Consider the following 17,552-nt stretch of genomic DNA (forward strand, 5'->3'; position numbering starts at 1 on the left):
TTATAAATTCTTTTTATTGTAAAGTTAGGTAATAATACTATTTTAAATTTATGAGGTATTTTATGAAAAATAAGATTAAGGACATTTTACTGATTATTAATTATATACTATTTACTGGGATATTTTTAATAACTGCGCTTTATAACGCTGAAAATCAATTGTTAATTATTACTTTAACCTTCTTATTTTTAACATCTTACACTATTAGAGTGTTTTTCATATATGATAGTGAAAATCATAAAAATTTAAGTTGTTTTTCTTTAATAATAGATTTTATATTTATATTTACACTTAATCTAAATGATAACTCTCATCTATCTTTATGTTTATATTATTTTATGTTGGAAGATATTGTTCTAAATTTCAAATTAGCATTTGGTATAATTGCTTCAATTTTTTCATTTGTACTTTACTGCGTAACTTTAAGTATTATGGTGGATTTTGAATTTGCAAGTATCATTGTGAAAATATTTTTAAGTCTATCAATTTTTTCTATGATTTATTTGATGTTTTTCCTTGTGAGATATTTATTAAAGCAAGCAGAAATAATTGAAGTCTCTTTAAATGAAATAACTATGGAGAAATTAGAAAAAGAATGCATATATATGAATTTAAAGGATGCATATGAAAAGTTAGAGATGATGACTATTATTAAAGAGAGAAATAAGATAGCACGGGAAATTCATGATACAGTGGGGCATACATTAACCACTGTATTAGTAGAAATAGAGGCTAGCAAAAGGCTGATGAAGGTGAATTCGAATTTATCAAAAGAGAAACTTTGCTTAGCACAAAGTCAAGTGAGAAAGGGTCTTAATGATATTCGTACCTCTGTCCGGGTGCTTGAAAAAGGTGATGAATTACTGGAGTTTTATCCTTCATTAGAAGCGCTCATTAAGGATACTCAATTACACTCAGGGGTCGTAATTAAAACTGAAATAGACTCTTCATTAAATTTAAATAAACAAGCGAAAAATGTAATTTTATCTTCTCTACTAGAGGGGCTTACCAATGGGATTCGTCATGGTAAAAGTAATGCTTTTTTGTTTAAACTTATAAAAAAAGATGATAAAGTATGTTTTTCTCTTGAAGATAATGGCGAAGGTGCAGGTACATTAAACTACGGATTCGGGCTTCGCGCTATGCGAGATAGAGTTTATGACTTAGAAGGAAGCTTTGACATTAATTCTGATGTGCAAGAGGGCTTAGAACTTCTCATTACACTTTCTTATTCTAAAGCTTGCCTTCAATAACTTTTAGAAAAATGTAAAAATATTAAATGCTTTATTTTTGGGGGAGGCTTTTATGGACAAAATAAGAGTGTTAATTGCAGATGATCAAACCCTTATGAGGGATGGACTTAAGACAATACTTGAACTAGAGGAAAATATAGAAGTAGTGGCCCTTGCAAAAGATGGGGTGGAGGCACTAGAATTATGCTCTGAAACTAAACCTCAGGTGGTGTTAATGGATATAAGAATGCCAAATATGGATGGAGTACAATGCACCAAATTAATAAAGGGAAAATTCCCTAATATAATTATACTTATTCTTACAACCTTTGATGATGAAGAATTCATTGTTAAAGCTTTAAGCAATGGTGCAACTGGTTATATTTTGAAGGATATAGAAGGGGATGGACTTATAAAAGCGGTGAAGGATGCGTACACGGGTGCTTTTATATTGCCCTCTAAAATTGCTATAGTGCTTGCTGGTAAAATAGTCAAAGAGTACAGTAATGACAATCAAAAAAATATTAAGAATCGTGAAGCTAAATTATTAAGTTCTTTTGGACTTTCAGAAAAAGAAATTGAAATTGCAAAAATGCTATCTCAGGGTTTTACCAATAAGCAAATTGCATCTTCATTATACATATCTGGTGGAACAGTGAAAAACTATGTAAGTAATCTTTATAGTAAAATAGGCATTTCTGATAGAACATCAGCAGCGATATATATTAAGGATTTACTTTTGGAATAGATATACATTAAAAAAGTAACCCTGGTCATTTTATTTTGTGACCAGGGTTACTTTTATATTACTCCTAAAATTGGTATTATTTTATTAGAAGGTAATTATAAAAAACATGCTATGAAAGGAGTTAGTAAAATGAAACCTTTATCATCTTTAAGTTATTGTAAAAATAACAAGAAAAAACTTATTACGTCTACCATATCAATATTAGTGGCCGTTTCATTTTTATATATTTTCCAGACCTTTGTAAAATCTATAGGAGACTCAATGCAAGAGCTAAATGTAAACCCATATAAAAATCATATGACAGTGCAAAGTATGGGAAAAGACAAACCAATACCAGAAAGTATCATGAGGACACTTAAAGACAACTCTAATGTAGAAAATATAATCCCATTTGTTTCATATCAAACACGCTACGATATACCCGGAAGTTCAACCAATGCTCCCATTTTAGGTATACGACCTGAAAATATAGAATATGTTATGAAAAAACACAACATAACATTAAAGGAAGGAAGACTACCACTGGAAAATCATAAAGAAGTGGCACTAGATTATAGAATATCAAAAAATAAAAATGTAGAGATCGGGGATAAAATAGGGAATTCTATTGATAAAAATGATGCCTTAAATGGTGAGTATACAGTGGTAGGAATAGTTGAAGGCGATGCGTATTTATCATTTATGCCTTATAACATTAATATAGCCAAAATAAATACCAAGGATACAATTACAGCGGAAAAATCGATATTAGTTTTTCCAAAGGACAATAAAGTAAAAGATGTGGATAAACTGCTACTAAGTTTCCCTAAAAAGGAGGTAACAGTGATGACTTTAAGTGGAATAATTAAACTTTATAATGAAATAGCATCTATAATGCGTACATTAGATATGATTTGTATAATTGCGATTATAGTAATGGTTATTTCCGCTGGAAGCTCTAAATATGTAGAATTTTTTAGTAGAAAACAGGAACTTGGTATCTTAAATGCCATGGGGTATACCAAGGTGGAACTAATGAAGAAGGTATTTTGGGAAGTGTTTATTGTAAATCTACTAGGATTTACTCTAGGGCTAATTTTAGGATGGTTGTCTTCTATCTTAATAAATGATGGAACATTTGGAGCGGTTGGAGGGGTTTCAGTACACTATTCTTCAAAAGCTTTATATATGGCAATTTATATACCACTATTTACAACATTATTTACATTAATACCTGTAAACAGAATGATAAGTAAGCTAGATCCTATAGTAATGATAGAAGGAATATAAAAAAGGAGTGAATCATTATGTTATTTAAAGTAGAAAATTTAAATTTGATATATGATATTGGAAAAGAGGTTCAGACATATGCTTTAAGAAATATTAATCTTTCATTGGAAGAAAACAGGTTAATAGGCATAATGGGACCATCTGGTAGCGGTAAAAGTTCATTGCTATATTCATTAGCAGGACTTAAAATTCCATCATCAGGCATCATAAGTTACAATAATATGAAATTTAATGAATTATCTATTTCTAGAAGTACAGAGCTTAGGCGTAAAGATTTTGGGTTTATTTTCCAAAGGCATTTTCTTATAGATTATATGAGCGTAATAGATAATGTATTAACACCAATAAATGACAATAGTACTCGTGCAAAAGAAAAAGCTTTGGGTTTATTAAAAAAGCTTGGCATTGAGCATTTGGCAAACAAAAAGCCCCATCAATTATCTGGTGGACAAAGACAAAAGGCTGCAATTGCTAGAGCACTTATAAATGACCCTAAAGTAATTTTTGGTGATGAGATTACTGCATCTTTAGATCATTCTAGTGCAAGGGAAGTAATGAAGCTACTAGACGCATATAAAAATAATGCCTTAGTTATTGTTGTAACACATGATGCTTCCATACTTGAAAATGCAGATGATATAATTAATATATGGGATGGGGCTGTTACCTCAATTAAAAAAAGAGGAATGGAGGGATGTAATGAATCCGCTATCAGCCTTTAAGTATATTAAGAATAATACTTTTAAAATATTGCCAATACTAATGTCTATAATGGTGGGTGTTTTACTAATTTATTTTTATTCACTAATAAATAAAAGTACTATTGAGCTAACAAAGATAACAGCGACTAATATTTTTAGTAAATACACAACAGTGTCTAGCAATAATGAAGATCCTATTCCCAAAGATTACTTAGACAAAATAACTAATGATAATAATGTAGGGTATATTGTCCCTCTAATTGGTGAGTATGGTTCTCTTCAATATAGTGGCTTTTTGGGTTCAATGTCTATAGAGGTTTTAAATTTTTATGAAAAGGATATATCGAGGGTTCTTACTACCCTTGATATGAAACTAATTCAAGGTAGACTTCCTAGGACCAATAAGAATGAAATCATTATTCCTAAAAAATATGCTCTGCAAAACAAATTAAATACAGGAGATTATATTGGCTCAGAGATATCCGCAAGCTACCAAATAGAAGGCAAATTTAAAGTGTCAGGAATTACAGATGGTCCAGTAATGCTGGCGGTAGTCAGCGATAATAAGAATAATATTCTTAGAAGTGCAGTAATGAAGCACTCTATAGCATTTTCGGTTAAAAATATAAAAGATAAAAATTTAATTAATTATTTATCTAAAAGTACACCTAAAAGTATTTTGATTAGGGATTATTACAGTCTTTCAACGCAACTGGATGAAATTCTAAGGCCTATGAATAGTTTATCATTTATGCTTAATATGATAATAATAGTAGTGCTATGTATATCACTTGGAAATTTGAATTACATTAACTTCCTTAATCGAAAATACGAATTTGGAGTATTATTAGCTATAGGTTATAAAAAAAGTACACTTTATTTTAAACTTTGGAAGGAAAACGCTACGATATGTTTACTTGGATATATAGGTGGAATACTATTAACTACGCTTATAGCTTTTATTTTGAATTTAACTGTACTTTATCCAACTGGTAAATTTATTCCTTTGTGGAGCATTTCTGGTGCAGAGGTAGCGTTGTTTATACCAATAATTGTATCATTTTTAAGCTTAATTGCACCTATTAAGGAACTTCGAAAAACCGATCCCATTGATGTAATTGGAGGTTAAGGGACATTCAAGTAAATAATTATGTATAAAGCAAACAGCTAATGCTCACAATAAACTGAGGTGAGATTATGGATGTAAATAAGGATATAAAAGAAATGAATAAATTCTTAAAAGGAATACACATGGGAGGTACTACTTTTAAAGATTATCTGCATAAAGCTAAAGAGCCAAAGCTTAAAAATGAACTAGTTCAAATTATAGAATCATTTAAAACACATGAAGAGGCAATTACCAATAGGATAGAAAAGTTAGGTGGTAATGCTTCCGATACTCTTGGAATAATGGGGACTATGGCAGATTTTTTTGAGAAAATTAAACTTATACCCGTAAATACTGATTTGGATGTATGCGAGCATGTAATAGATGCTATGGAAATGGGAATAAAGCAAGGCAATAAATTTATAGAGCAGAATAAGGAGTTGGATACTAGTCTAATGAGTGAAGTAGAAGGTGTTGTAGCCGACTATGACAATCATTTAAGAAAAATACAAGAAATAGTAAGACTATGTAAATAGTAAAATGCTCTCACATATAAGGAGGCCACTGAAAAACTATAAAAAAAATCGTCATCGAATTAAAGATGGCGATTTTTTTTATGTAAAAGACTAAAAACAAAAAGGAATTTTAAAAGATATGTCGAATTAGTATAGTAGACTAAAATAAAAGGGGCTATACTATTATGCTAAAAGGACAATTGGAAATAAAAATAAATACATACCATAGCTTATATTCGTTAATTATTCCGGAAGATAACATTTTAAAGCAAATTAATGACCTTATTGACTTTTCATTTGTTTATGATGAATTGGTGGTTAACTATAGTTCATCTATGGGTAGAGGTGCTATTAACCCCATAATGCTATTTAAATATTTACTTTTGAAAGTAATATATGAATTGTCTGATGAAGATGTTGTTGAAAGAACTCTTTATGATATGTCCTTTAAATATTTTCTAAATTTAGCCCCAGAAGAAACAAATTTAATAAACTCAAGTACATTAACTAAATTTAGAAAGCTTCGCCTTAAAGACATGAATTTATTGGATTTATTAATAAACAAGACTGTAGAACTTGCTATAAAAGAGGGAGTTTTAAAAAGTAAAGCAATAATAGTTGATGCTACGCATACCAAGTCACGTTATAACCAAAAGTCAGCGAGCGAAGAATTATTGAAACGTGCAAAAAACTTAAGAAAAACATTGTATGGAGTACATCCTGGTATTAAAGAAGAGTTACCTAATAAAGTTACAACTGGAGTACTTGAAGATATTCTTGAGTACTGCAAATTATTAATTGATAGCATAAACGAGAAGCCAGAAACTGCAGCAAATCCAGCTGTGAAAACTAAATTAAACTACTTAATGGAAGCTATTAATGATGACTTAGAAAATCTAAAACTATCAAAAGATGAGGATGCAAAAGTGGGGCATAAAACTGAAGATAGTTCTTTTTTTGGATATAAATCACACCTTGCTATGAGTGAAGAACGTTTAATTACAGCAGCTGTTATTACAACTGGCGAAAAAAGTGATGGAAAGGAGCTCATAGCCTTAATAGAAAAAAGCCGTGAGGCTGGTATAGATGTTAATGAAGTAATTGGAGATACAGCTTATTCTGAAATGAAAAACTTAAAATATACAAAAGAAAATAAAATTGTATTAATTTCAAGACTAAATCCTGTAATTTCACAAGGAATGCGAAAAAAAGAAGATGAATTTGAGTTTAATAAAGATGCTGGTTTATTTGTATGTCCGGCAGGCCATATGGCTATTAAAAAAGCAAAACAGGGAAAGAAGAATGTTGGTAAAAATCAAGTGCTAACTTACTATTTTAATGTAGAAAAGTGTAAAAATTGTGTTCATAAAGATGGGTGCTATAAAGAAGGTGCTAAATCTAAAACTTATTCGGTTTCAATAAAGTCAAATACTCACAAAGATCAAATAGAGTTCGAAAAAAGTGAGTATTTTAAAAAACGTGCTAGAGAACGTTATATGATAGAGGCTAAAAACAGTGAACTTAAGCACCAGCATGGCTATGATGTAGCAACATCGTCAGGTTTAATTAGCATGCAAATGCAAGGTGCGTTATCAATCTTCACTGTGAATCTAAAGAGAATAATCAAGTTGAAAGGCATGAAATAAGGCTTTTTTAACTTAAATATAAAAATATAAAAAGAAAAAGCATGAAACATCCAAAAATATGGGTATTTCATGTTTTTTCTGTTCAAGCCTAAAAAACTTACTGAAAAGAGAGTGCTTTTTTCAGTGGCCTCCATATAAGGTGGGAGCATTTTATTATTAAGCGACATTACAACAGCGAAGGAGATGATTTAATACCTATGTACATATTTTTTAATACGGTATAATGGCATTTATACCATTCATTTTCAGGTTCCAGTTCATATGCTTTTGCTGCATATTTTAAGGCTATTATTCGATTTTCCATAGCCATACATACTTTTGATTTTCCAAAATATGCAACACTTCTAGTGATATCAACTTCAATGGCTTTATTATATATTACAAGAGCCTCTTTACCCTTATGTAGAGAGAGTAGTGCACTTCCTTTACCACATAGTGCATCATAAAAATCAGGACTTAGTTTTAGGGATTCATCAAAACATTCTAAAGCTTTTTCAAAATCGTTAATAATAGCTAAAAATTCTGCTTTTTTTAAATATATGTTTGTATTTTGTTTATCGGCCTCAAGAAGTTTTTCACAATAGTAAATACATTTATCAAAGTCACCAGTTAAATCGTTTATATCAATTAACTTCCAGTAGCCTTTTGGGTCACCAGGGACTAACTGTAAATATTTATTTATGCATTTTTCAGCTTCGTAAGCTTCGTACATTTCAATATAAGCTTGAGCTTTGACAAAATAAGCCTGCGCATATTCCTTGTTGAGGAAAATGGCTTTATTAAAATTTTTGAATGCTTTTTCAATTTTCCCATCATTGAAAAGCCCCTTGCCTCTTTCTATATATTCTTTAATTAGGGTTTCATCATCGCTTAAACGGATACTAGTTTTCATTAACATGCTCCTTTCAATTGCAATCACACATTAAAATTATTGACATAAAAGAAAACGGTATACATGTGACTGGAATGAAATAAATGTTTTTATCTTAAATGATAATATTTACAAACATAAAAGGGTATAGTATTCTGTAAATAAAGGTACTATTGAAAAAATACAAGAAGTATTAGAATGGAGGATTTTTTATGATAATAGACTGGCTTAAAGGCTTTGATCCCGTAGTTCAGGCTATTTTTGCAACATTATTTACTTGGGGTGTAACTGCTTTAGGAGCGTCTTTAGTATTTTTCTTTAAAAATATAAGCAGAAAGGTGCTAAATGGTATGCTTGGTTTTGCAGCAGGAGTTATGATCGCTGCCAGCTTTTGGTCATTGCTAGCGCCTGCTATAGAGATGGCAGAACAAACAAGTACACCATCGTGGATTCCTGCAGCAGTAGGGTTCCTCGCAGGTGGGGGTTTCCTTTTGGCAGTGGATAAAATTTTACCACATCTACATCTTAATCAACCAATAGAACAGGCGGAAGGGATTAAAACTAGTTGGCAAAGAAGTATTTTATTGGTACTTGCAATAACGCTACATAACATACCAGAAGGACTTGCGGTTGGGGTTGCATTTGGAGCAGTAGCAGCTAATATTCCTTCAGCTTCATTAGCAGGAGCTGTTGCACTGGCAGTTGGTATTGGTATTCAAAACTTTCCAGAAGGGGCTGCCGTTTCTATACCATTAAGACGAGAGGGTTTCTCTAGGTTTAAAAGCTTTATGTACGGTCAGGCGTCAGGGATAGTTGAACCTATAGCAGGAGTGATAGGTGCATTTGCAGTAATAGCTATGAAACCTATTCTTCCCTATGCACTATCCTTTGCAGCAGGTGCTATGATTTTTGTAGTTGTTGAAGAACTAATACCCGAATCACAACAGGATTCAAAAACAGATATTTCAACTATAGGTGCTATGGTAGGGTTTGTAATTATGATGATATTGGATGTAGCTTTGGGATAATGTAAAAATATGATAAAAGTATGTTGATATATAAATATCATTTAAATAAAGGCGGCGCTATGGAAAAGTTTAGTGGTAATTTAAATTCTCTAAAAAAACTAGGTGTTATTTTTAGTATATCAATTTTAAATGTCAGAAATAAACGAATTTATAGATAAGATTAAGATTAAATTAGGAGTTATTAATTTTGTTCATTTTGTAATTACTAATTACTACATAATACCCATATTTCATCTTGTTATATTTTTATCACGTGTGATATACTGATTTTGTTAAGGAATGTAACAATTAAAAAATAAGGGGGAGATTCGTATGAAAATTAAAACAATAATACTATCACTAGCTGTAGGTGCTACTTTATTAGTAGGATGTGGCGCTAAAGAAGAAGCAAAAACTGATGTAGTAACAACAGCTTCAATAGTAGATACTCAGGCAGCTTTTGAAAATGCAATAAGCAGTAAAGGTACATGGATTATTGCAACGCTTAAGGATTTAACTGTTGATAAAGATCTTGTAGTTGAAGGTGATTTTAAAAACACTAAAGAGCCAGCAGTTGCACAACGTAAAATAGGTCTATACACACAAGATGATAAACATGTAGTAACAGCTAGATTCACTTTAACTGCTCCAAAATTAACTTTTAGTAGTCCTGCGGGAAGCATAGAACATGGAACTTTCAAAGGTGACCTTTATGTAACAGCAAGTAACTTTCAGTTAAAAGATGCTACAGTAGACGGAAATGTATATTTTACTACAGATGAAGCTAAATCTACATTTAAAATGGATGATAAAAGTAAAGTAACTGGAGTTAAAGAATTGAAAAAATAAAGTATAAAGTATAATTTGTACTTTTAAAAGTACTCAAATTGAAGGCAGATATGCATTAGTAAAACTAATGGGCATCTGCTTTTTTTTAATACAATCTACACTTTATTGCAGAATATGGTAAGTTGTAAAATGAAATGACCATAGAACAAAAAATAAAGACTCAAGAGAAAAAATCTTGTACAATGTTAAGTGACTAAACCAACACAAGTACAGGAGGATTTCAAATGAGTCAATCAAATTTTATCACAGAGAACAAAAAAGGTAAACACCTAACATATGAGGATCGTATAAAGATAGAGACATTATACAAAATGGGGCTAAATTCAAGCTGTATTGCGGAGCAAATAGGTGGACGTTCAGAGCGTACAATAAGGCGTGAAATTGCTAAAGGAATAGTAGAATTATTGAATAGTGATTTAACCACTCGAATGGAATATAGCGCAGAAATTGGGCAGTCAGAACATGACAGACAAGGCACAGCAAAAGGGCCTGCATTGAAAATAGGGAAAGATCACAAATTGGTGAAGTACTTAGAAAAAGCCATTGGTAAATATGGCGAATCTCCGTATGCAGCTATTCAAAATATAACAAATAAAGATCTACAATTCGAAACAACTATTTGCTTCAAAACTGTGTATAACTATTTGGATAATAATTTATTCTTAAACATAAGTAACAAAGATCTGCCTGTTAAAAAGAATGCCAAAAAGAGAAACTATAAAAAAATAAGGCCGGCGTATAACAATACCAAAGGAACAAGTATATCAGAAAGACCTACAGCGGTAGCTGCACGTGATGAGATAGGGCACTGGGAAATGGACACCGTAGTAGGAAAGCAGGGTACGAAGACTGTATTAATGGTATTAAGCGAAAGAGTAACTCGCAAGGAGTTAATCTTTAAAATACCTTCTAAATCACAGGTCGCTGTTGTGAAGGAATTGGACAAATTGGAGCGTAAAATGGGAATGGCATTCTCAAAAACATTTAAAACAATCACCTGTGATAACGGCTGTGAGAACCTTGATTTCGAGGGTATTGAGACCTCAGTAAGGAATAAACGAAAGAGAACTAAAGTATATTATGCCCATCCATATAGTTCATGGGAACGAGGCACAAACGAGAATATCAATAAAATGATACGACGATTTATCCCAAAAGGTGTGGATATTTCAGCATTCTCTAAAAAACAAATTATGCAAATACAGCACTGGATCAACAATTATCCAAGAAGGATTTTTAACGGTCTATCTGCTAATATGATGGAACGGAAAACCATTACAACTTAACATTATATTTTTCTTGAAAATTTCGGACATTTTATATTGCAATCTACATTATTGCAGAATATTTATAAAACTCTTCTTATTATAATTAATGTCTGCTATAATTAATTGGTTTGTATAAAAAGTTAACAAAAATATGTTTAAATAGAAAGGTAAATAAAAATGATAAAGTTTAAAGAGCTAGGACTTAGCGACGATATACTAAATACGATTAAAATTCAAGGAATTACTGAGCCAACGCCTATACAAGAGCAAAGTATTAGGCTAATAAAAGGCGGTAAGGATGTTATAGCAGAGGCACAAACAGGCACCGGAAAAACACTTGCGTTTCTACTGCCAATGTTTGATAATATGTCAAATGATATAAATACGATTCAAGGATTAATAGTGACTCCTACAAGAGAACTTGCAATACAGATAACTAGTGAAGCTAAAAAGCTTGCAGAAGGTAAAAATTTAAATATTTTGGCAGCGTATGGTGGCAAGGACATAGGTGCACAGCTGAAAAAATTAAAAGGAAATATTCATTTAGTAATAGCAACACCAGGAAGATTACTAGACCATCTTAGTCGAGGTACGGTAAGGCTTGATAACCTTAAAACCATAGTATTAGATGAGGCGGATCAAATGCTTCTTATGGGATTTAAAAATGATGTGGAGTCTATCTTAGAAAAAACACCAAAAAACAGGCAGACGCTATGTTTTTCAGCAACTATGAGTTCTGATGTGAAAAAAATGGCTTATAAGTATATGAACGATCCTAAAGAAGTAATTATTAAAAAAGAAGAGACAACACTTAAAACTATAAAACAATTTTTAATAGAAACTACGGATAGACGCAAACAAGAAGATTTATGTAAAGTAATGGACGAAGATAATCCATTTATGGCCATCATTTTTTGTAGAACTAAAAGAAGAGTTGATGATCTTGAGATGGCTCTTTATAAAAAAGGTTATAATTGTAAAAAACTACATTCTGATGTAACTCAATCAAAAAGAGAAAAAATAATGAAAGAGTTTAAGAAGTGTGATATTCAGTATTTAATTGCCACAGATGTAGCAGCAAGAGGCCTTGATATAAATGGAGTTAGTCATGTTTATAACTACGATATGCCTGAAAGTGCAGAAGGATATATCCACCGCATTGGAAGAACAGGAAGAGCTGGCGAAGAAGGATATACATATTTATTTTCAGCTCCAAAGGATAAAGTTCTTTTAGATGCTATAGAAAAGAAAATAAAAGGTAAAATTCCTAGAAAAATTTTGTAGTGAATTTAAACGATAAAATACTTAAAGCTAATTTAAATTAACTTTAAGTATTTTTATTTATATTAAGTTATAATTTTTAGTTTTACTATACGATTTTTACTGGTGTTTTGTATAATAAATTTTGTGTCATTATAATTTATTGTCTCGCCTGTCTTTGGAAGTCGCCCTAGTATGCCGGTAACGAAACCGCCTATGGAATCAAAATCCTCTGATTCTATATTGAGGCCTATCATTTCATTAACCATGCTTATTTTTGTGTCACCATCAACAATATATTCATCTTCTTTGATAACTTCGATTTTATCTGTATCATCGTCGTATTCATCATCTATATCTCCCACAATTTCTTCTACTAAATCTTCGATTGTAACAATTCCAGAAGTTCCACCGTATTCATCTAATAAAATGGCTATAGGAACTCGTTTTGCACGCATATCTGCAAATAAATCTACGGTGCTTTTGTACTCATACGTAAAGTAAGGGACACGCATATGTTTCTCTATGCTGAATTCTTCTCTTCCATCTTCGAAGAAAATTAAATCTTTAATGTATAAAACGCCAATAATATTATCAACAGTCTCTTCATATATAGGCAATCTAGAAAATTGCTCTTCCCTGAAGATTTTTATGAGCTCTTCGTAAGTAGAGGTTACATTTGCTACAATCATATCAGTTCTTGGAGTCATGACATCTTTTGCTTGCGAATCTCCAAATTCAAATACATTATAAATCATTTGCTTTTCTTCGCCTTCTAAAACACCTTCCTCATGACTTACACTAACCATTGTTTTTAACTCTTCTTCAGTAATAAAAGGTTTTACCTTAGTGACTTCCCCACCAAGTACTTTTATTATTGTATTTGTTATATAAATTAAGACTGTAATAAGGGGATTTAAAATGAAGGTAATTAGACTTAATGGCCGAGCAACTTTTAAAGCAATTTTTTCGGAATTTTGTGCAGCTAATGATTTTGGTGTTATTTCCGCAAAAATCAATACAAGAATTGTCATAATAGCGGTCGCAATAGCTACCCCAGAGGCTTTATAATAGTGAATGGCTAGGGAAGTTGCTAGTGCAGAAGCACCTATATTGGAAATGTTATTCCCTACTAAAATAACGCCTAAAAGTTTACTTGGATTTTCAAGTAATTTACTAATTCGCTCAGCACCACAAACTTTTGAATCTACCATATGCCTTAGCCTTATTTTGCTTAAAGTCATCAAAGCAGTTTCAGAAGCAGAGAAAAAGGCTGAAAACAGTAATAAAATTACTAAAGATATAATTTGCCACGTACCATCGGGGTCCATAATATATTTCACGCTCCTTAAGATATAACCTAAGGAAATTATATCATAAGATAAGAAATATTTAAATGGAATTATCATTAATGTTTTAAATGATTACACAAATATGTAAATGTTATACATAAATTGATTTGTTTGAGTACATATCTTCAATTGCAATGTACCAGCTACTATCCAGTAACTGTTTTCTTGAGATAATTTTTTAAAATACAAAATACATGGAATAATGAGTAGTATTTTGTTGATATTTATCATATATATGACATTTAATATGTTATTATATACTATAAGAGTATATTTTAAGATGTTACTATAAATACAATTAATAAAGGAGATAATTCATGGAAGAAATTAAGTCACACAAAATAAAAATATTTATGTTACTATCAATAACTTTAATTATGTTTATTACAATAATAAAAGGAAGTAGTGGAATTAGCCATACAAAAAAGAATATACCCTTGGCAGCAAAGGGGGTGTTAGACTTAAGAAATTGGGATTTTAAAAAGGATGGTATGATAAAACTTAATGGAGAATGGGAGTTTTATGACAATGAGTTACACATGCCTCAGGATTTCCAAAGTATTCCTGAAGACGCTATTAGATATGAGAAGTTACCAGGTACGTTTGGACAAGAAGGCTATTGTACGTACAGATTAAAGCTACTTATAGACAATAAGAAGGAACTTTATTCAGTGAAAATAAATTTTATCCAAAATGCATATGAACTTTGGGCTAACAATAAACTAATAACATCGGCTGGACGGGTGGGCAAATCTAAAAACGAAATGATTCCAGAAAATGAGCCAGCTAGCGGCTCATTCTATGTAGAAAATGATGAAACCTATTTAGTCCTTCGGGTTAGTAATTTTTATAATAAATATGGATATGTAGATACATTAGTACTTGGGGAATCAAAGGAAATTACAGCTATAAGAGAGCAGAAGCTAGCATTGAGCTTGTTTATTATTGGATGCACCATCATGGCAGCTATATATAGTTTTGGACTATTTATTAATAGAAGAAAAGAAAAGGCTCAATTATATTTTTCAATCATTTGTTTAATCATTGCGATTAGAACACTATTTATTGGCCAAGGGTTCTTTTTTTCACTATTCCCTCACCTTAATTATATTTTCTCTACAAAAATGAAAATATGGACCTTTTATGCATACATTCCCTTTATTATCTTGTTTATAGATAAATCTTATGAAAAAATAATGTCACGTAAAGTAGTTAAAGTATCCAATTATTTAGGAGTGGTATATACTTTAAGTGTGATTTTTACTCCGGTTAAATATTATTTATACTTTATAGCACCTTTTGAATTATCTGCACTTGCATTGCTATTTTATATGATGTGTAAGATTTGTAAAATATGCATAAATAACAAACAAACTGATCATATAGTTGTTGTAGGACTGTTTGCTTTATTTATTACAAGAATCAATGATATCTTGTATGAATACAGTATAATAATTACGGACTCATTTGCATCTCAAGGCATATTAATATTTATTGTTGTAAATTACTATGTTTTAGCAAAGAGGCAAGCCAATGAACTTTCTAACATAGAAAGTAGTAGTGCTAAACTTAAATCTTTAAATGAATTAAAAGACGATTTTCTAGCGGTAACTTCACATGAACTAAAAACTCCATTGAACGGAATTGTTGGATTAACTGAAGGAATAGTAAATAATAAATATGCTGATTTAGATGTTGAGCTCAGAGAGGACCTATTTTTGGTGAATTCTAGTGCTAAAAGATTATCTAACTTGGTTAATGATATGATGATATTTTCAAAGCTTAAAAATAATCAAATTGTGTTACGTACGAAATTTGTTAATATAAGCAATGTGGTAGAAATGGTAATAAAATTTAGTGAAATATCTATAAATAATAAAAACGTTACTTTTAAAAATTTAATAGATAAAGACACACCTTATGTATTTGGGGATGAAGATAGGATACAGCAAATTTTATATAATTTACTTAGTAATGCTATAAAATTCACACATGAGGGGGAGATAATATTATCCTATATCGTAAAAAATTCTTTTGTTGAGATTTGTGTTACAGATACAGGAATAGGAATTCCAGAGCAGAAGCTTCATAAAATTTTCAGTAGATATGAGCAGGTGGATGGAATTGCAGAAAAGTATGGCGGCACTGGAGTAGGGCTTTATGTAACCAAAGAACTTATTCAAATACAGGGTGGGACTATAAAGGTTTCTTCTGTTATAGGAGAAGGCAGTAAATTTATTTTTACTCTCCCATTATGCACTGAGGAAGAGCTCAAGAGTAATCTTCATGAAAATCTTTATAATAAAGAAAATGAAGAGACAGCAGAACTATTAGCGCAGTATTCAAATAATCTAGAACTAAAACCTGATATAGTAAGTGTATCTATAGATAATGTTAGAAAAATTATTAATGAAAATATAAATTCAAGTAAGAAAGATAGGTATAAGGTTTTAATAGTTGATGATGAGTATGTGAATCTTAAAGTATTGAAAAATTATCTATCAAATGACACTTTTGAAGTTTTAGAAGCATCCAGTGGTAAGGAAGCATTGAGAATAATTGACGAAAATGTAGATTTAGATTTAGTAATTCTCGATATGATGATGCCAGATATTTCAGGTAATGAAGTATGTGCGATTATTAGGGAAGAACAATCGATTTTTGAACTACCTGTGCTAATTATGACTGCAGATAGCAATGTAGAGCACTTAGTTATATCCTTTGAGTGTGGTGCAAATGATTATTTAAGCAAACCTTTTAATATGCATGAGTTACTCTGTAGAATAAACACTTTGATAACATTAAAGGATTCAGTTAAAAAAGCCTTAGCATTAGTAAATGAGCTTGGAGTAGCTAAAAACCAAGTTGAAGCCCTTAGCGTGCAAAATGCCGAAGCTAGTAGACAAGTTGAAGAACTTATAGCATATGACAAAGTGAAAACGGATTTTTTAACTAATATGTCACATGAACTTAGAACTCCTCTAAATGTAATTTGTAGCACAATACAGTTATTAAAGTCTCTTGATGGAGCAAAAAACTTAGGTGATGAAAAGATTAAATATTATATTAATATAATGAATCAGAATTCTCTAAGGTTACTTAGACTTATAAATAATATAATAGACACAAATAAAATAGAGGCAGATTACATAAGTCTTAACTTGAAAAATGGTGACATAGTTTATGTTGTAGAGGAAATATCGCAATCTGTAGCTGAGTATATAAAAAGTCATGAAATAACACTCATATTTGATACTGATGTAGAAGAAAAAATAATTGCATTTGATGAAGAAAAAATTGAAAGAATTATGTTGAATTTACTATCCAATGCAGTTAAATTTACAGATAAAAAGGGAAGTATTCTAGTTAATATTTATGATAAAGGTGGTTTTATTGAAATATCTGTAAAGGATACAGGAATAGGAATTCCAAAAGGCAAGTTAGAGTTTGTTTTTGAGCGTTTTGCGCAAATCGATAAATCTACATCAAGGCATAATGAAGGTAGTGGAATAGGACTAGCATTAGTAAAGTCTCTTGTAGAAATGCATGAGGGGAACATTAGTGTAAATAGTGAAGGGGGAAAAGGAAGCGAATTTATTATAAATCTCCCAGTTAGAACAGTTGACAGGGAAGAGGAAGAAAACAATCTTAATAATAAAGAGGTATTTGAAACAAACTATGAACAAAATCTATCAATAGAATTCTCTGATATATATAAATAGTTAA

Annotated in this window: 14 protein-coding genes; 12 read left to right on the forward strand and 2 right to left on the reverse strand. The window is 30.9% G+C overall.

The window, feature by feature from the left end:
- The first annotated feature begins 62 nt into the window (after nt 1–62).
- The 7 genes from ACWJKS_RS04265 (at nt 63) to ACWJKS_RS04295 (ending at nt 7,219) form a co-directional block, all read left to right on the forward strand.
- Complete coding sequence (locus ACWJKS_RS04265) at nt 63–1,253, forward strand: sensor histidine kinase (RefSeq protein WP_462960495.1); 1,191 nt, start codon at nt 63–65, stop codon at nt 1,251–1,253.
- A gap of 52 nt (nt 1,254–1,305) precedes the next feature.
- Nucleotides 1,306–1,980, forward strand: coding sequence for a response regulator transcription factor (locus ACWJKS_RS04270; protein ID WP_165413119.1), 675 nt, complete (start codon nt 1,306–1,308; stop codon nt 1,978–1,980).
- Nucleotides 1,981–2,109: 129 nt separating this feature from the next.
- On the forward strand, nt 2,110–3,249 hold the full coding sequence (locus ACWJKS_RS04275) for an ABC transporter permease (protein WP_165413120.1): 1,140 nt from the start codon (nt 2,110–2,112) through the stop codon (nt 3,247–3,249).
- A gap of 17 nt (nt 3,250–3,266) precedes the next feature.
- A complete protein-coding gene (locus ACWJKS_RS04280; protein ID WP_165413121.1) occupies nt 3,267–3,971 on the forward strand; it encodes an ABC transporter ATP-binding protein in 705 nt (234 codons plus the stop codon).
- Nucleotides 3,949–5,079: an ABC transporter permease gene (locus ACWJKS_RS04285; protein WP_462960496.1), complete on the forward strand. Its 1,131-nt coding sequence runs from the start codon at nt 3,949–3,951 to the stop codon at nt 5,077–5,079. Before ACWJKS_RS04280 ends, ACWJKS_RS04285 begins: the two co-directional genes overlap by 23 nt.
- Before the next feature lie 68 nt (nt 5,080–5,147).
- Nucleotides 5,148–5,594: a DUF2383 domain-containing protein gene (locus ACWJKS_RS04290; protein WP_462960497.1), complete on the forward strand. Its 447-nt coding sequence runs from the start codon at nt 5,148–5,150 to the stop codon at nt 5,592–5,594.
- A gap of 164 nt (nt 5,595–5,758) precedes the next feature.
- Nucleotides 5,759–7,219: an IS1182 family transposase gene (locus ACWJKS_RS04295; protein WP_462960498.1), complete on the forward strand. Its 1,461-nt coding sequence runs from the start codon at nt 5,759–5,761 to the stop codon at nt 7,217–7,219.
- A 166-nt stretch (nt 7,220–7,385) separates the two neighbouring features.
- Here the strand turns inward: ACWJKS_RS04295 and ACWJKS_RS04300 are convergent, their stop codons facing one another.
- Nucleotides 7,386–8,111, reverse strand: a complete 726-nt coding sequence (locus tag ACWJKS_RS04300) for a tetratricopeptide repeat protein (protein WP_462960499.1) — start codon at nt 8,109–8,111, stop codon at nt 7,386–7,388.
- A 191-nt stretch (nt 8,112–8,302) separates the two neighbouring features.
- Between ACWJKS_RS04300 and ACWJKS_RS04305 the strand changes: the two genes are divergently transcribed.
- The 4 genes from ACWJKS_RS04305 (at nt 8,303) to ACWJKS_RS04320 (ending at nt 12,498) form a co-directional block, all read left to right on the forward strand.
- Complete coding sequence (locus ACWJKS_RS04305) at nt 8,303–9,118, forward strand: ZIP family metal transporter (protein WP_462960500.1); 816 nt, start codon at nt 8,303–8,305, stop codon at nt 9,116–9,118.
- A gap of 312 nt (nt 9,119–9,430) precedes the next feature.
- Nucleotides 9,431–9,946 (forward strand): hypothetical protein, encoded by a 516-nt coding sequence (locus tag ACWJKS_RS04310; RefSeq protein ID WP_462960501.1) that lies wholly within the window; start codon nt 9,431–9,433, stop codon nt 9,944–9,946.
- Nucleotides 9,947–10,170: 224 nt separating this feature from the next.
- On the forward strand, nt 10,171–11,232 hold the full coding sequence (locus ACWJKS_RS04315) for an IS30 family transposase (RefSeq protein ID WP_224578950.1): 1,062 nt from the start codon (nt 10,171–10,173) through the stop codon (nt 11,230–11,232).
- 159 nt (nt 11,233–11,391) lie between these two features.
- The gene (locus tag ACWJKS_RS04320; RefSeq protein WP_165413157.1) at nt 11,392–12,498 is read left to right on the forward strand and encodes a DEAD/DEAH box helicase; all 1,107 of its coding nucleotides are present in this window, start codon (nt 11,392–11,394) and stop codon (nt 12,496–12,498) included.
- 62 nt (nt 12,499–12,560) lie between these two features.
- Here the strand turns inward: ACWJKS_RS04320 and ACWJKS_RS04325 are convergent, their stop codons facing one another.
- Nucleotides 12,561–13,805: an HlyC/CorC family transporter gene (locus ACWJKS_RS04325; protein ID WP_165413161.1), complete on the reverse strand. Its 1,245-nt coding sequence runs from the start codon at nt 13,803–13,805 to the stop codon at nt 12,561–12,563.
- A gap of 338 nt (nt 13,806–14,143) precedes the next feature.
- Between ACWJKS_RS04325 and ACWJKS_RS04330 the strand changes: the two genes are divergently transcribed.
- Nucleotides 14,144–17,548, forward strand: a complete 3,405-nt coding sequence (locus ACWJKS_RS04330) for an ATP-binding protein (protein WP_220286505.1) — start codon at nt 14,144–14,146, stop codon at nt 17,546–17,548.
- Nucleotides 17,549–17,552 lie beyond the last annotated feature (4 nt).

Source organism: Clostridium sp. CM038, assembly GCF_055081105.1.

Bases quoted from the DNA above. Each gene is read 5' to 3' on its own strand.
- ACWJKS_RS04265 (WP_462960495.1), top strand. From the start codon at position 63: ATGAAAAATAAGATTAAGGACATTTTACTGATTATTAATTATATACTA.
- ACWJKS_RS04270 (WP_165413119.1), top strand. From the start codon at position 1,306: ATGGACAAAATAAGAGTGTTAATTGCAGATGATCAAACCCTTATGAGG.
- ACWJKS_RS04275 (WP_165413120.1), top strand. From the start codon at position 2,110: ATGAAACCTTTATCATCTTTAAGTTATTGTAAAAATAACAAGAAAAAA.
- ACWJKS_RS04280 (WP_165413121.1), top strand. From the start codon at position 3,267: ATGTTATTTAAAGTAGAAAATTTAAATTTGATATATGATATTGGAAAA.
- ACWJKS_RS04285 (WP_462960496.1), top strand. From the start codon at position 3,949: ATGAATCCGCTATCAGCCTTTAAGTATATTAAGAATAATACTTTTAAA.
- ACWJKS_RS04290 (WP_462960497.1), top strand. From the start codon at position 5,148: ATGGATGTAAATAAGGATATAAAAGAAATGAATAAATTCTTAAAAGGA.
- ACWJKS_RS04295 (WP_462960498.1), top strand. From the start codon at position 5,759: ATGCTAAAAGGACAATTGGAAATAAAAATAAATACATACCATAGCTTA.
- ACWJKS_RS04300 (WP_462960499.1), bottom strand. From the start codon at position 8,111: ATGAAAACTAGTATCCGTTTAAGCGATGATGAAACCCTAATTAAAGAA.
- ACWJKS_RS04305 (WP_462960500.1), top strand. From the start codon at position 8,303: ATGATAATAGACTGGCTTAAAGGCTTTGATCCCGTAGTTCAGGCTATT.
- ACWJKS_RS04310 (WP_462960501.1), top strand. From the start codon at position 9,431: ATGAAAATTAAAACAATAATACTATCACTAGCTGTAGGTGCTACTTTA.
- ACWJKS_RS04315 (WP_224578950.1), top strand. From the start codon at position 10,171: ATGAGTCAATCAAATTTTATCACAGAGAACAAAAAAGGTAAACACCTA.
- ACWJKS_RS04320 (WP_165413157.1), top strand. From the start codon at position 11,392: ATGATAAAGTTTAAAGAGCTAGGACTTAGCGACGATATACTAAATACG.
- ACWJKS_RS04325 (WP_165413161.1), bottom strand. From the start codon at position 13,805: ATGGACCCCGATGGTACGTGGCAAATTATATCTTTAGTAATTTTATTA.
- ACWJKS_RS04330 (WP_220286505.1), top strand. From the start codon at position 14,144: ATGGAAGAAATTAAGTCACACAAAATAAAAATATTTATGTTACTATCA.